The organism is Leifsonia sp. 466MF (assembly GCF_900100265.1).
Lineage (GTDB): Bacteria > Actinomycetota > Actinomycetes > Actinomycetales > Microbacteriaceae > Leifsonia.
Map to the genome: position 1 here is coordinate 2,835,590 of NZ_LT629696.1, position 13,820 is coordinate 2,849,409.

General features: G+C 67.0%; 10 protein-coding genes. All 10 read right to left on the minus strand.

The window, feature by feature from the left end; all coding sequences use genetic code 11:
• Positions 1 to 24 precede the first annotated feature (24 nt).
• The 10 genes from BLR91_RS13540 to BLR91_RS13585 all read right to left on the minus strand — a co-directional run bounded on the left by BLR91_RS13540 (position 25) and on the right by BLR91_RS13585 (position 13,760).
• Positions 25 to 1,242: an RHS repeat-associated core domain-containing protein gene (locus tag BLR91_RS13540; RefSeq protein WP_089874710.1), complete on the minus strand. Its 1,218-nt coding sequence runs from the start codon at positions 1,240 to 1,242 to the stop codon at positions 25 to 27.
• A 25-nt stretch (positions 1,243 to 1,267) separates the two neighbouring features.
• Positions 1,268 to 1,795 carry a hypothetical protein gene (locus BLR91_RS20035; RefSeq protein ID WP_157694633.1) on the minus strand — a complete coding sequence of 176 codons (528 nt, stop codon included), beginning with the start codon at positions 1,793 to 1,795 and terminating at the stop codon, positions 1,268 to 1,270.
• 490 nt (positions 1,796 to 2,285) lie between these two features.
• Positions 2,286 to 2,981 carry a hypothetical protein gene (locus BLR91_RS13550; protein WP_089874707.1) on the minus strand — a complete coding sequence of 232 codons (696 nt, stop codon included), beginning with the start codon at positions 2,979 to 2,981 and terminating at the stop codon, positions 2,286 to 2,288.
• A 319-nt stretch (positions 2,982 to 3,300) separates the two neighbouring features.
• Positions 3,301 to 3,768, minus strand: coding sequence for a hypothetical protein (locus BLR91_RS13555; RefSeq protein WP_089874705.1), 468 nt, complete (start codon positions 3,766 to 3,768; stop codon positions 3,301 to 3,303).
• Positions 3,768 to 9,959, minus strand: a complete 6,192-nt coding sequence (locus BLR91_RS13560; protein ID WP_231918918.1) for an RHS repeat-associated core domain-containing protein — start codon at positions 9,957 to 9,959, stop codon at positions 3,768 to 3,770. The genes BLR91_RS13555 and BLR91_RS13560 overlap by 1 nt, the downstream gene beginning before the upstream one ends.
• Positions 9,959 to 10,639: a hypothetical protein gene (locus BLR91_RS20340; protein ID WP_231918919.1), complete on the minus strand. Its 681-nt coding sequence runs from the start codon at positions 10,637 to 10,639 to the stop codon at positions 9,959 to 9,961. The genes BLR91_RS13560 and BLR91_RS20340 overlap by 1 nt, the downstream gene beginning before the upstream one ends.
• A 53-nt stretch (positions 10,640 to 10,692) precedes the next feature.
• Positions 10,693 to 11,421, minus strand: coding sequence for an alpha/beta fold hydrolase (locus tag BLR91_RS13570; protein WP_089874703.1), 729 nt, complete (start codon positions 11,419 to 11,421; stop codon positions 10,693 to 10,695).
• 6 nt (positions 11,422 to 11,427) lie between these two features.
• Entirely contained in the window at positions 11,428 to 11,751 is a 324-nt protein-coding gene (locus BLR91_RS13575; RefSeq protein WP_018189959.1) for a biotin/lipoyl-containing protein, read from the minus strand.
• Entirely contained in the window at positions 11,744 to 12,718 is a 975-nt protein-coding gene (locus tag BLR91_RS13580; RefSeq protein WP_196802835.1) for an alpha-ketoacid dehydrogenase subunit beta, read from the minus strand. Before BLR91_RS13580 ends, BLR91_RS13575 begins: the two co-directional genes overlap by 8 nt.
• A 10-nt stretch (positions 12,719 to 12,728) precedes the next feature.
• Positions 12,729 to 13,760 (minus strand): thiamine pyrophosphate-dependent enzyme, encoded by a 1,032-nt coding sequence (locus tag BLR91_RS13585; protein WP_089874701.1) that lies wholly within the window; start codon positions 13,758 to 13,760, stop codon positions 12,729 to 12,731.
• Between the last annotated feature and the right edge of the window lie 60 nt (positions 13,761 to 13,820).

Here is a 13,820-nt window from a genome sequence, read left to right on the forward strand (position 1 = left end):
GCCCAAATAACAACACACTCATCGCTACCGAAACGAGCGCGTATGCCGCCCAACAGGCAATTGCGAACAGACGAATTCTCTTTCGTCGCGCGTCCCAGTTCCATCTCTCAGACATCGGCGACCCATCCAGAAATGGTAAGCAGAAGGCCAGTGAGATCGAAATTGACTCCGATGCCAGCGGCCACACGCTCGAACGCGCGTACGGTATCCAACCGATCCCTCCGAGTGAGACCCGTGATCATCTCCTTCACGGATTGAAGGCTCTTGCCAATAGCTGCGGCAACGATGCTCAGAAGACACCCACCGATCCCAATAGCCTTGAACGCTCCCTTCGCAGCATCGGCGAGACTTGAGATGCAGCCAGCAATCGCTCCTACGGCCCCCGCTATTTTTCCAATCAAGAATGCGAGCGGGGTGAAGCTTGGCCCCTACACCGGTCAATAGCAGCACCCACCCCGCGATATCGAAGATCGTGGCTATGACGGACGCGATCGCTCCAATCGCGCTCACTACAGCAATTGCGTCTTCTAGAAAGTGCCGATCCTGGATGTCGTTCTGCGAGTTGGGTCCGACCGCCTTCGACTTGCTGTAGCCGATGGGCTTGCCGCCCTTGTCGAAGACGGGGACCGGTGGCGGCGGGTTGGCGGGGACCGGGCGTTTGGTCGACGGGAGCAGCGGCGGGTGCCACGGCTGGGTTCCGGGTCGCTTGAAGATGTCCGAGATCGGCGCGAAGCCGAGCAGGTCGGTCAGCGTGGCCGGGTTGTTCTCGACGTAGGCGTAACGGTTCAGCGACTGAGGTCGCACTAGCAGACCCCGCCATGGGTCCTGGCTTGTCCAGGAGGCCGCGGACGGGTCGTAGGCGCGCGCGTAGTAGTGGTTCAGGCCCTGGGTGGGGTCCGTGGTTTCACCGGTGAAGTTCTCCGGGGCCGACCAGCCGCTGGTCTCGAACTGCTGGGAACCCCAGTCGTCGTAGGACGACAATTGAGTGATCGACGCACCGGTCGCACCCGCGACGGTGGAACCCAACCGGTCCAGCAGATCCCACGTCGCCTCCCCGTTCGCGGTGACATGCTCGGCCAACGCACCCACCGCGTCCCGGATCAGCGTCGTCGTGCCGGCACCAGTCGTGGTCGACTGCACGGGATCCAGGCCGTCGAAGCTCGTACGCGTGGTGGAGGTGCCGTACCGAGTCTGCTCCGTCGCCGTGGTGCGGCGACCCAGACCGTCATAGCGCGATGCCATCCTGAGTGCGGTTGCCGTCGGTAGCTCAGTCCGCACTTTCAGGCCCTAATTGCGTCGCGATCAGACCAGCAATCGTTTCCGCCCATTTGAAATTGGCGTTGAGAAAGTCGCTGGATGGGTCACTCACTCGGACGGGAAGGGTGATCGTCTGGTCTCGGATCACGCACTTGATAAACCAGGCAGTGAACACGGAGGGACCCAAGGTGCCGGTTTCGATCGACCTGAATTCCTCCGCGTGCACGGCCGTCACCCCTCGGTCTCCGCGCGCTCCGTGGACCAACCAGAGACCCTCGCTCGACACCGCCAACACAAAATGCGGGCTCACTTTTGGTCTCACAGCCTCGTCCCGCAACCGCGAGATCTTGGTCACGGCACGCTTCGTGTCAAAGCCCCAAACCACGTTGTAGGTCTGAACCTCGCCGAGTAGCTGGCGTACGTTCGCTCTGCGAAGAGCAGCACCCTCTTTCCACTGACGCCGAGTGCCGACAGCGTGTGCAACAGAGAAGGCCACTACAAGTGCCGGCACAATCAGTGCCACCAAGATCGGTTCCACGGTTAAGGCCCTACCTTTCCCTACCGCAAGGGCACGAGGCCATCGGCACTCTTCCATGCCCCTAGGCCGCCTATGGCTGCTCCTGCGGCATCGATAGCTGCACGAACGATGGGCGTCAGGATTTTTCTGAGGCCCAGGGTTACCGCAGATGCGCCAGCAGGCACCAAAGCGAGGATCACGTTGACAATGCAGTCGACGTTGACCCCAGACGCAAGACACCCCAGAACCGCTCCCGCGATTCCCAGAACTGCAGACGCAATGGCGCCGATTATCGCGCCCACTGGACCTGCAAACAGTGCCGCGAAACCAAGTGCACCGCTGATAACCCCCAAGATATTGCCCCAAGTCTGGAGTTGCTTTCGAAGTTCTTTTGCCTCTGGAGCGTGGCGTGCCTGCTCGTCGTTCTGGCTGTTGGGCCCGACCGGCTTCTGCTTCTCGGGAGACGGTTGGATGCGCGGAGGTTGCGGTGCGACGGGCGGTTTGTCGAATCTCACTGCCACCTGCGCTGGTTCACAATGTGGACGAGATCCTTGACGGCATCCCTGTTCCTTGGCTGTCCCTTCCCGCGCATGATTTCGAACGGCAACAGAACCCGATCCTGGCCAGTATCGACAACGAGGACGAGCACACGTCCAGAGTCGATCGTCGCGATCTTCCTGCCGTCCCACACCCCGACGATGCTCGATATCGGAAGCTCGAACACAGTGCCCGGCCGCCAGCGACCGGCCGAAAGCGTCACAGCGTCCGCACTGATATCGAGACGTGCAGCCTGGGTCGTGTGCGGCAGTGGTCTCCCCGGCCAAAGGATGCTGCTGGACACGAGTAGGTACTCCTCCCACACCACTCGGGCCGAAGTGACGTTCTGCTGACGCGACTCGTGATTGGGCGCCGACGGCACCTCGGCAGCGGTCCGCAAGTCGTTCGGCAAGGAGGGAACACCGTAAGGGTTTCCGCGATTGCTGTTCCGCGAAATCTGAGACTCAACCAGGTCGCTGGCGTACAAACGGCGAATTCTGTTCGACATGAAGAGGTAGCCCGGGAAATGAATCCACGCAATGTGGATCCAGGCCGGGGGAACGACGAAGGCCGCGATCACCACGAAAAACAAAAAGGGGTGGGCCGGGAGGAGCGGCCAACGCAACAGAGCGGCCGCCATGCCGACAACAACGAAGACGGACCAGGTCACTACTGCAATGATCCGAACTCTCTGGCGCCTTTGCGTCCACGTCCAACGATCAGGCATTCGAAACCAAGCCTCCCAGGGTGAGAAGGAGCCCTGCCAGATCGAAGTTGACTCCCACACCGGCGACTACTCGTTCGAAGGCTCGAACCGCATCCAAGGTTTCCCGCCGCGTCAATCCTTGGATGAAGTCCTTCGCCAGAGACAGCCTTACCCCAATCGCTGCAGCGATCGCGCCAAGTGCGCACCCAGCAATACTGAAGCCATTGAAAGTGCTGAAGGCCGCATCGGCAGGGCTGGCAGCGCCACACGTCTGCAACCCCACTTAGATGGCGCCGACGATTGCGGCAACAATGAACGCAAGCGACGCGCCTATCGAGATCAGGCAGATAGCAATCACGAATGCCAGGCCGTTGCCTTTCCGCCCAACCACCTCACCGCCGTTCAACGTCAGGGCACGGTGCCATCCCGTCATCACTGAACCGCGGACCTGCGCGATGTGCAGGCGCTCCTGAATCTGACGCAAGTGGTCCAGCTGACGCTCAGTCGGGAGAGGCGTGGTCCAGTTGCCATAGACGGACAGTACGTAGGGCTCTTCGGCTCCGAGAAGGGTGATCACAAGCGAGCCCAGCACCGTGAACCTGCAAGTGACGCGGGATGCCGGAGATCGGAATACAAGGCCGCGATCGTTTCGCAGCTCGAGCATCCCCGCTTCGAGAGTCAGGATGCAGGATTCCCACCGTGCGCCGTTCAGCTTGCTCTTGTTCCAGAGGATTATCGAGGCGAAGTCCATCAGTGCTTACATCTCCCGGGCTCGATGGTGCAACCCATTCCCGTTATCAGGTTGAATAGGTCGGTCGAATTGCCAAGCGCGCTCATCCCGCCGTCGAAGGCTTGAAGCAATATTGGAACCAACTGCCCCAACGCCTTCTTGACCGCGACAGCGACACCGAGACCAAATCCCGCGCCCGCCACAGCAGCGCCAATGATGTTGAGTATGCACGACGCATTGATGGTCGGCGTGCACGCCAAGAAGGCGGAAACTGCGCCTGCAATTGCGCCGACAACCTTCGCAATTAGGCCGACTGGACCGGGCGCGTATCCAAGGATGCCCGCAACAAACCCGACGATCCCAAGGACGTTGGAGACAACCGCTTTCCAATCTACGTCATGCCGATCCTGGATGTTGTTCTGCGAGTTGGGCCCGACCGCCTTCGGCTTCTCCACCTTTGGGGTCTCGCGGGGGTACTGCGGTGCGACGGGTGGTTTGGAGCGGTCTGCGACGTTGGTGTGCGCCTGCACGGGGGTCGCACCACAACCCACGGGGAGGGCGTCGGATTTCGGGTTGACGCGTGCGCAGAGGTTGCCGTCGATGTCGAGATTGCTGGTCGGGTTGTTCCAGGCGTACCCGTATCGGTGCTGCGACCGCGGCTCATCCGTGGTTCCCCGCCACGGGTCCTGGCTTGTCCAGGCGGCGGCCGACGGGTCGTAGGCGCGCGCGTAGTAGTGGTTCAGGCCCTGGGTGGGGTCGGTGGTTTCACCGGTGAAGTTCTCCGGGGCGGACCAGCCGGTGGTTTCGAACTGCTGGGAACCCCAGTCGTCGTAGGACGACAATTGAGTGATCGAGGCACCGGTCGCACCGGCGACGGTGGAACCCAGCCGGTCCAGCAGATCCCACGTCGCCTCCCCGTTCGCGGTGACATGCTCGGCCAACGCACCCACCGCGTCCCGGATCAGCGTCGTCGTGCCGGCACCAGTCGTGGTCGACTGCACGGGATCCAGGCCGTCGAAGCTCGTACGCGTGGTGGAGGTGCCGTACCGAGTCTGCTCCGTCGCCGTGGTGCGGCGACCCAGACCGTCGTAGCCGTACGAGGTGGTCCGGCCCTCCCGGCTCACCTGCGTGGTCTGGCCGGCCGGGTTGTAGCCGAATCGGGTCGCGGTTCCGCCCACCGACTGCGAGACACGGTTGCCGGCGCCGTCGTAGGAGTACGACGCGATCCCCGCCGCGACGCCCCGACCGCGGCCGGCCGTCTCGGATTGGGTCAGTTGGTTGGCGTCATTGAACGTCGCCTGCTGACGGAAATCGCCATCCTTCGCGCCCGAGCGCGACCACCCGGTGCGATTCCCAGCCGGATCGTACGCGTACGTGTTCTTCTCACCCGACGACGACCTGGACGCAGTCAGCCGGTCCAACGAGTCATACGCATAGGTCACCGTCGACTTCTTCACCGAGACCGGCTTCACCGGCACGTCGGAGCCGGCCTCCGCCAACTGGTTCGGCGCCGACTGGATCGACCGCGATGCCGCGACAACGTTGCCGTTTCCGTCGTAGGTGTACCCGTACGAGAGCGAGCCGCCGTCAGCCACCGGATGTGCGGGAGCGGGCACCGCCCGACCGTTCAGGTAGGCGTCGGTGCTCTCACAGAGCGGGGCCGAGCTCGTCGACCGGGCGCGCGCACCGAGGTAGCCCGCGACGCCCGTGCACTTCGTTGCGGATGCATCACCCTTCGCATAGGGCGCGGCGGTCGGAGTCGGCGACGGCGTGGACGGTTTTGCCGGCTGCGGTGTCGTGTGGGTGATCCCGGTCACCCGGTCGGCGGCGTCATAGGCGTACCGACTGGTCACGCCCGTCGAGCGTGTCTGCTCCGTCAGAAGCCCTGCCGCATCCCACCGGTAGGACAGGGAGCCCCACGGCGACGATTGCGACGTCGCGTTGCCCGCCTGGTCGTAGGTGTACGCGAGCTTCTGGCCCGTGGGCAGCGTCACCTGAGTGGTCTGACCTGCCTTGTCGTAAGCGGTCGACAGCCTGCCGCCCTGCTGGTCCACCTGCGTCGTCGTGCGCCCGTCCTCGTCGTAGACGAAGCCGGTGACGCCACCCGGGTCCTTCACCGCGATGAGATTCTGCTCGGCGTCGTATTCGAAGGTCGCTACGGCGCCGGCCGCGTCCTGCCGTGTCACGCTTCCGCGACGGTCGTAGCTGTACGCCGTCGTCGCGCCGGTCCCGGCGACGACCGACGCCGTCCGGCCCGCCGCGGTGTAGGTGGTCCTGGTCGTGTTGCCGACGGCGTTGCGCTCACTCGTGACCCGGCCGGCGGCATCCACCGTGTACGTGGTGGCATGACCGTTCGGATCGGTGACTCGGGCCAGATTGCCGTCGGGGTCATACGCGTAGCCGGTTGTGACGTTCGCGGTCGGAGTGGTCTTCCCGCCCTTCGAGTAGGCCTCGACCACCGCGGTCAGTTGGCCCTTGGGGTCGTAGCTGTAGCGCGTCGTGCTGCCATTCGGCGTCGACACCGAGGTCTGCTGGCCGGCGGCATCGTAGCCGTATGAGGTGACGGCGCCGGTCGGGTCGGTCACCGATATCTGCCTGCCGTCTGCATCGAACGCGAACCGCGTCGTGTGACCGTTGGGATCGGTCACCGACGTCGGCTGCCCGGCGGCGTCGTAGTCGTAGGTCGTGACGTTGCCTGCAGGGTCGGTCGTGGACGCGACCTGGCCCGTCGGCGTGTAGGCGGTGCTCGAGATCCGGCCCAGCGGATCGGTGGTCGTGGTCAGGTTTCCCGCCGGGTCGTACGCGAAAGAGGTGGTCTCGCCGAGGGGCGACGTGGATGCGGTGACGCGACCGGCCGCGTCGTAAGCGAAGACCGTGGCATGACCATTGCGGTTCGTCACCGACGTGAGGTTGCCATCCACGTCATACCCGTAGTCCGTGTGCTTGCCCAAGCCGTCCGTGATCCGGGTGACCCGATCCAGCACGTCGTACGTGTAACGGGTCCGGACGCCGTCCGGATCGACCTGCTGAACCATTCGGCCGACAGCGTCGTAGCCGTAGCGCGTTGTCGCGCCGGTCGCGTCCTTCTGCTCGGTGAGGTTGCCCATGGCGTCGTACCGGTAGGTGGTCGTCGCGCCGCTCGGTGACGTGACCGACGTCACGTTCCCTACGCCGTCGTATGCCCGGGTCCAGGTCCCGCCGTTGGCATCGGTCGTCGTGGTCACCCGGTCCTGGCCGTCTGTCGCGTACGTCGTTGCGGCCCCGAGGGGATCCTTCTGGCCCAGCAGAGAGTCCTCGGAATCGTATGAATAGGCGATCGACCCTCCGCCCGGGCTGGTCGACGACGTGAGATGGAAGAGCGCGTCCCACGCGAACGTGCTCTTCGCTCCGAGGGGATCGGTGACCGCGGCGACGTGATCGTTCGGCTCGTAGCTGTAGGCGGTCACGCCGCCTGCGGCGTCGCTTACCTGCGTCAGCCGGTCGCCGCTGTCCCACCCGTAGGCGGTCGCCTGGCCGTTCGGGTCCGTCACGGAGGTGATGCGGCCGGCACCGTCGTACGCGTAGCGGGTGATGGCTCCGGTTGGGTCGGTGACCGTCGTGACGTTGCCCGACGCGTCGTGGCCGTAGGTCGTCGCGGCGCCCGACGGCTGCGTGACGGAGACGAGGTTGCCGCTCGCGTCGTACCGGTTCGTGACGGTGGTTCCATCGGGCTGATGGATCGCCGTGAGGCGACCGGCCCCGTCGTATTCGTATGCCCACGTCCGGGCGGCACCCTTCGCGCCGCCGGGGTCCGTCTTCGTCGCGACACGACCCGAGGGTGTGTAGGTGTACGTGGTCACTCGGCCGTTGGGGGCGGTCTCGGTCAGGATGTTGCCGGAACCGTCGTACGTGTACGTCGTGGTGTGCGCGTTCTCGTCCGTCGAACGCGTGACGTTGTTCTGGCCGTCGAAGCGGAACGATGCCGTCGAGCCGTCAGGATGCTTCACCTTCGTCACCCGGAACGAAGCGTCGAAGGAGTAGACGCTGACCCGTCCGAGGGTGTCGGTATAGGTCGTCTGGCCCGGGGTGGAGTAGTCGAGCGTCCGGAGCTTCCCCGCTGCATCCCACTGTTTGGTGATCCTGCCGGCGGAGTCGTACTCGTTCTTCAGATACTGCGTGCCTGTCGCATCGATCGCCGTCACCAGCTGATGCGTGGCGTCGTAGCCGAAGCGATGCGTCCGCCCGTCCGGGAGAGTCACGGTGGTGAGGTCACCCGCCGCGTCGTACGACAGCGACCACCGGTCTCCGCCGGGTCGGACGAAGGCCGCCACGCGACCGACGGCATCCGATTCGACCTGAATCACCTGGCCTCCGGGGACGGTGATCGAGCTCAGCGGCGCGAACTGGTGCACCTCGGGATTCGCAGGGCCATAGCTCAGCGCGGTGGTGTTCCCGCTCGCGTCCGTGTGAGAGATCAACTCGCCGATGCCCTCGATGTCGCCGGCATCGAAAACCCACGACTCGCCGGAGACATCCTTCAGCTGCAGGTGTCCGCCGGGTTGTTCGGAAAGTGTCTGATGCAACCCCGGTTCCGCGGAGTAGCCTCCGTGGCCGTCCGGCGCGAAGACGAAGCTCGCTCCGTCGCCCCGGACCACCATCACGCTGCCGTCGCTGAACCGTTGGGCTCGCGCGCCCAGACCGAACGACCATCCCGCCCCGACGCGGGAGAGCCGGCCGTCCTGCGAGTTGTAGAAGAGAGTCAGTTCGGTGGTGGATCCGCCGAGCCCGGGCAAGGAGAAGAGCTTCTCCTGCTCCACGAGATTGCCGGTGGAGAAGGAGAACGGTTCGCCGCCGTAGGTGAGGTAGTTCTGCAGTCCGAGCATGCGCCAGCGGGCGATCTCCGCGGCCGTCGGCGGCGCGGGCCAGCCGCCGGTGACGGGGTCGGTGCAGTCGAAGCCCTGCGTCTCGAGCCATTTACCCAAGCCGGTGAGCACTCCGCTTGCGATGTAGGAGAAGCCGGCATCCGCCATCGCGCGGTCGAGGTTGTTGTCGAGGAACAGGGCTTCGAGATGCGTGAACGCCCCGGGCACGCCGTCGAACTCGCTGCCGGGGAAGTTGCCGTTGTTCCCCATGTTCTTCGCCGGTCGCGTCGTATAGGTGGGCAGGTTCCCGACAAGCGAGTTCGACAGCGCGTCGTCAGGAGCCCTTCCGCGCGAGTAGACCTGAGAGCCGCCCAGCGCGGGATCGGCGCCACCCCACGATTCGCCGTCGAGAGTGTTGAAGCCGATGCCCAACGTCGCAACCGGGCTCGACGCCGTGATCATGCCGGCTCGCGTCTCCCGGCTGATGAACGGGACGGACGGATCTTCACGGGTGATCACGACCGAGGCGCGGCAGTCCTGCCGCAGAAGCGCTGCCACCTGCTGGGCCAGCCGGATGTTGTATCCGAGCTCTGAGACGGGCGGCGCCGGCGTCGTCACATGGCCCTCATCATTGTCCGGGTCGAGAACGACGACCGGGCCCGGCGGCGGGACGAACTTGATGCCGATGACGACGAACTGCGAGAGGTGCGTGGACTCCCCTCGCACCACACCCTTCTTCTCGTCGTAGTACGACGGCAGGGCCGCCCAGGGCTCGCCCGCCTTCTCACGGGTGTAGATCTTCAAGCTCGACGGGTCGACGCCCTGCGCCTCGATCGCATCCGTGTCCGGTGCGATGGAGAGCGCGACTCCGGGGACGATGTCGGAGACGATCGGGCCTTTCTTCCCACCGCCACGAGTGTGAACGCGCTTGGCCGGGAAAGCGGTGTGGGGTTCACCCGCCGCGTCGGTCGCGCTGATCTGAACCGGCTCGGAGACCGGGATTCCGCCTCCTGGCTGCTCCGCCCGCGCGGACACGAGGGCGTCTCGTGCGGCCGCGCCGACGGAGACGGACAGTTCTCCGGGCAGATCGTTGCCGGAGAACGTGGCCGAGACACCCGCGTCCTTTGCGGAGATCGTCACTTCTGCGTCCGGTCGGACGGTGCCCTCGGTCTCGGGCGCCGGCGGCTGCGTCGCGGCCGCGATACGGACCGCGGATTCCGTCGCCGCAGCGCGGACCTCGGCGAGCGTCGCGGCGGCGGTACGCCGCGCCGTCTCCCAAGGCGACGCCTCTGCGGGGGTCGCCGTGCCGCTGACGGTCAGCGCGGTGATCGCCGTCGCGGCCACGAGGCCGCGCAGGATGGTTGCGCGCATCAGACGACCGCGTCCGTGCGAACGGCGGCGGCGAACAGGTGACGCTTGCGCGCCAGAACCAGCCCCGTGGCGATCAGCCCGGCGGCAAGTGCGGCGATCAGCCAGATCGCGATGGTCGCCCCCGTGCTGGCCAGACCGTCTCTTCCGATCACACAGGCGGCCAGCTCGATCGCGTCGGACACACCGTCGGCGTCGTAGTCCTCATGCCCGGTCGCGCACGCGGTCGTACCGCAGATGACGACCGACGCCCAGCGCGGAACTCCGTTGCCGTTGAGGTCGGCGTTGCCCGTGTAGCACGTTGAAGACCCGCACACGATCTGGCGGGCGAAGTCCGGGATGCCATCGCCGACGGAGTCCTTCGTCGGGGATGCGCACGCGGTCGTGCCGCACGCCATGACCTCGACCCAGTCGGGGACGCCGTCATCGTCGCGGTCCTCACGACCGGATGCGCAGGTGGCGGATCCGCAGACGGCCCGTTCCACGGTGTCCGGGACGGTGTCGCGATCGGCGTCGCAGGCGGAGACGTCCGCCGTGGCGGGACATGGCGCCGCCGCGGATGTGATTGCCGTGGCCGCGAGCGGCGCAGCAGCCAGCGTCAGCCCGGCGCAGAGCAGCGCCGTGGCGAGGACGGAGAGAAGCAGCCGGGAAGCTGCGGAGGGGAGATGAGAAATGCGCCGCACACTAAGTACGACGCACCTCGTTCGCGTTCATGACGCGAATATCAGATAGAAGATTACGGCACGCTGACCGAAGCTCCCAGGAAGGGCAGAGCAGCCTGCTTGAAGCCGCGGGCGCTCAGCGTGGTGACGTGGTTGCGACGCGGCAGCACGACGAGCTCGGCGCTCAACAGACGCGCGGCCTCGTCGGCACCGTCCGCCACCGGATCCGCATCGCCGACGACGAGCATCGTGGGCACGGAGCTCGCCAGCGGGAGCGGATGCGCGGCCATGCCGGCGGCACAGGCCGCGAGCGCCTCGCGATCGACGCCCGGAGCCTGGCGCAGCGATGCGAGCAGTGGCGCCAGCGGGCTGGCGGGGTCGAGGGCGGAGGCGTCGTCACGGAGGGCGGACTGCACCGCCGAGACGCCCCAGTGACCGAACTGCTCGACCGTGCCGACGCCGCCGATCACGAGCCGGCGGACGCGATCGGGCGCGAGTGCGGCGAGCGCGAGCGACACCCAGCTGCCCATCGAGTAGCCCATCACATCCACGCGTTCGACATCCTGCTCGTCGAGGACGGCCAGGAGGTCGCGGGCGAGGATGTCGGGCGAGTACGCGTCGGCGTCGTGCGGCGCCTCGCTGGCGCCGTGACCGCGGAGGTCCGGGACGATCGCGCCGCGACCCGCCTCGGCGAGCGCACGGATCCAGCCGGTCGCGTCCCAGGTGAGCGAGCCGGTCGACGCGAAGCCGTGGACCAGCAGCACGGGGTCGTCGCCCGGGTGCCTGTCGACGTGGATGCGCATCCCGGGTCAGTCCTCCGGCAGCGAGAGGCGAACGCGGCGGCGCGGGGCCTCCTCCGTCGGGACGGTGCCGACGATGCCGGCCTGGTCGTCCTCGACGGTGAACGTCACGAGAGGGGCGCCCACCTCGAGCGCCTCGCCCTCGGCGACGTGGAAGCGCGCGACCACGCCGGACTGCGGGGACGGCAGCTCGACGGCCGATTTGGTCGTCTCGACCTCGACGAGGGGCGCGTTGCGCTCGACGTGGTCGCCCTCGGCGACCAGCCACTCCAGCACGGTCGCCTCCTGCAGGCCCTCACCCAGGTCGGGGAGGTCGAAGGTTCGTTCAGCCACGGCGGTACTCCAGGGTCTTCTGGACGGCGTCCAGGATGCGGTCGATGGACGGCAGGTACTCATCCTCCAGCACCGGCGACGGATAGGGGACGTCCCACCCGGTGACGCGCTGGACGGGCGCCTTCAGGTCGTCGAAGCAGCGCTCGGTGATGAGGGTGCTCACCTCGGCGCCGAGCCCGGCGGTGAGCGGCGCCTCGTGCACGACGACGGCTCGGCGGGTCCGTGCGACGGAGGCGGCGAGCCCGTCGGCGTCGATCGGCTTGAGCCAGCGTAGGTCGACGACCTCGATCTCCACGCCGTCCTCGGCGCCGAGCTCCGCTGCCTGCAGGCAGCGGGCGACCATCGCGCCCCAGGCGACGAGGGTGACGTGCTTGCCGGGCCGGACCACGCGAGAGGTCCCGACGGGCAGGCGCTCCTCCGGCTCGTCCAGCGAGACCGGCTCCTTGTGCCAGTAGCGCGACTTCGGTTCGAGGAAGATGACCGGGTCCGGGTCGTCGATCGACTGCCGCAGCAGCGTGTAGGCCTCAGCCGGCGTCGAGGGCGCCACGACCTTCAGGCCGGGGACGTGCGCGAACAGCGCCTCCAGACTTTCGCCGTGGTGCTCGGGCGCGCGGATGCCGCCGAAGCTCGGCAGTCTCAGCGTGATCGGCATCCCGAACGCGCCGCGGCTGCGGTAGTGCATACGCGCCACCTGGTTCACGATCTGGTCGACGGCGGGATAGGAGAAGCCGTCGAACTGGATCTCCGGCACCGGCCGCCATCCGGCCATCGCGAGCCCGACCGCCATGCCCATGATCCCGGACTCGGCGAGCGTGGTGTCGAAGACGCGGTCGCCGCCGTACTTGGCCTTCAGGCCGTCCGTGACCCGGAAGACGCCGCCGAGGGTTCCGACGTCCTCACCGAAGACGAGGGTGCGGTCGTCGGCGGCGAGCGCGTCGTCGAGAGCGCGGTTCAGGGCGCGCTGCATCGTGCTGAGCTCAGCCAAGGCGAGACTCCTCCCAGGCTCGGCGCTGCCCGAGGAGGGCGGCGGGCGGGTCGGAGAAGACGAAGTCGAACATCTCCTCGGCGGGGCGTCCGCCGAGGGCGGCGACGTCGTCGCGCACCCGGTCGGCGAGGGCGCCGGCGGTGTCGGCGACCTCGGCGAAGAACTCGTCTCCGACGGTCCCGGTCTGGCGCAGTTGCTGCTCACAGAGGGCGAGCGGGTCGCGCGCGAGCCAGCTCTGCTCCTCGTCGAGGGTGCGGTAACGACCGGGGTCGTCGGACGTGGAGTGCGGGCCCATGCGGTAGGTCATCGCCTCGATGATGGTCGGTCCACCGCCGGTACGGGCGCGCTCGAGGGCCTCGGTGGTCGCGTCGTAGACGGCGAGGACGTCGTTTCCGTCGATGCGCACGCCCGGCATCCCGTATCCGGCCCCGCGCGCAGCGACGGACCCGCCGGCGACCTGCTGCTCGGTGGGCACGGAGATGGCCCAGCCGTTGTTCTGGCAGAAGAACACGACGGGGAGCTGCGAGACGGCCGCGGTGTTCATGGCCTCGTGGATGTCGCCCTGCGAGCTGGCGCCGTCGCCGAAGTAGGCGATCGCCACTCCCCCGGTGCGGTCGAGCTTCGCGCCGAGCCCCCAGCCGACGGCGTGGGTGACGGCGCCGCCGACCACGGCGTTGATCGGGGCGAGCCGTGCGGTAGCCGCATCCCAGAGTCCGCCGTGCCAGGCGCCCTGGTGCGATGCCAGGTACGCCACCGGGTCGACGCCCATGGCGACCGCGACGCCGAGCTCACGGTAGGTCGGGAAGGCGAAGTCGCGGGTGAGGTCGAGTGCGGCGGCGCTGCCCACCTGGGCGGCCTCCTGACCGCGCATCGGGGCGTAGCCGGGGATGATGCCCTGGCGCTGCATCGCGACCCCGTCGAGGTCGAGGCGCCGGACGGTCGCCATCGTCCGGTACAGCCGCCGGAGCAGCGCTGCGTCGTCGGGGCGCGCCGCGGCGGCGCGCTCGGTGGTGGTCATGGTCATGACGCCACTTTCGCGCACCGCCCACGATCGAGCAACACGCACAGTGCGAGCTGGTCAGAC

Bases quoted from the DNA above. Each gene is read 5' to 3' on its own strand.
- BLR91_RS13540 (WP_089874710.1), bottom strand. From the start codon at position 1,242: ATGGCATCGCGCTATGACGGTCTGGGTCGCCGCACCACGGCGACGGAG.
- BLR91_RS13555 (WP_089874705.1), bottom strand. From the start codon at position 3,768: ATGGACTTCGCCTCGATAATCCTCTGGAACAAGAGCAAGCTGAACGGC.
- BLR91_RS13560 (WP_231918918.1), bottom strand. From the start codon at position 9,959: ATGCGCGCAACCATCCTGCGCGGCCTCGTGGCCGCGACGGCGATCACC.
- BLR91_RS13570 (WP_089874703.1), bottom strand. From the start codon at position 11,421: ATGCGCATCCACGTCGACAGGCACCCGGGCGACGACCCCGTGCTGCTG.
- BLR91_RS13580 (WP_196802835.1), bottom strand. From the start codon at position 12,718: ATGCAGCGCGCCCTGAACCGCGCTCTCGACGACGCGCTCGCCGCCGAC.
- BLR91_RS13585 (WP_089874701.1), bottom strand. From the start codon at position 13,760: ATGACCATGACCACCACCGAGCGCGCCGCCGCGGCGCGCCCCGACGAC.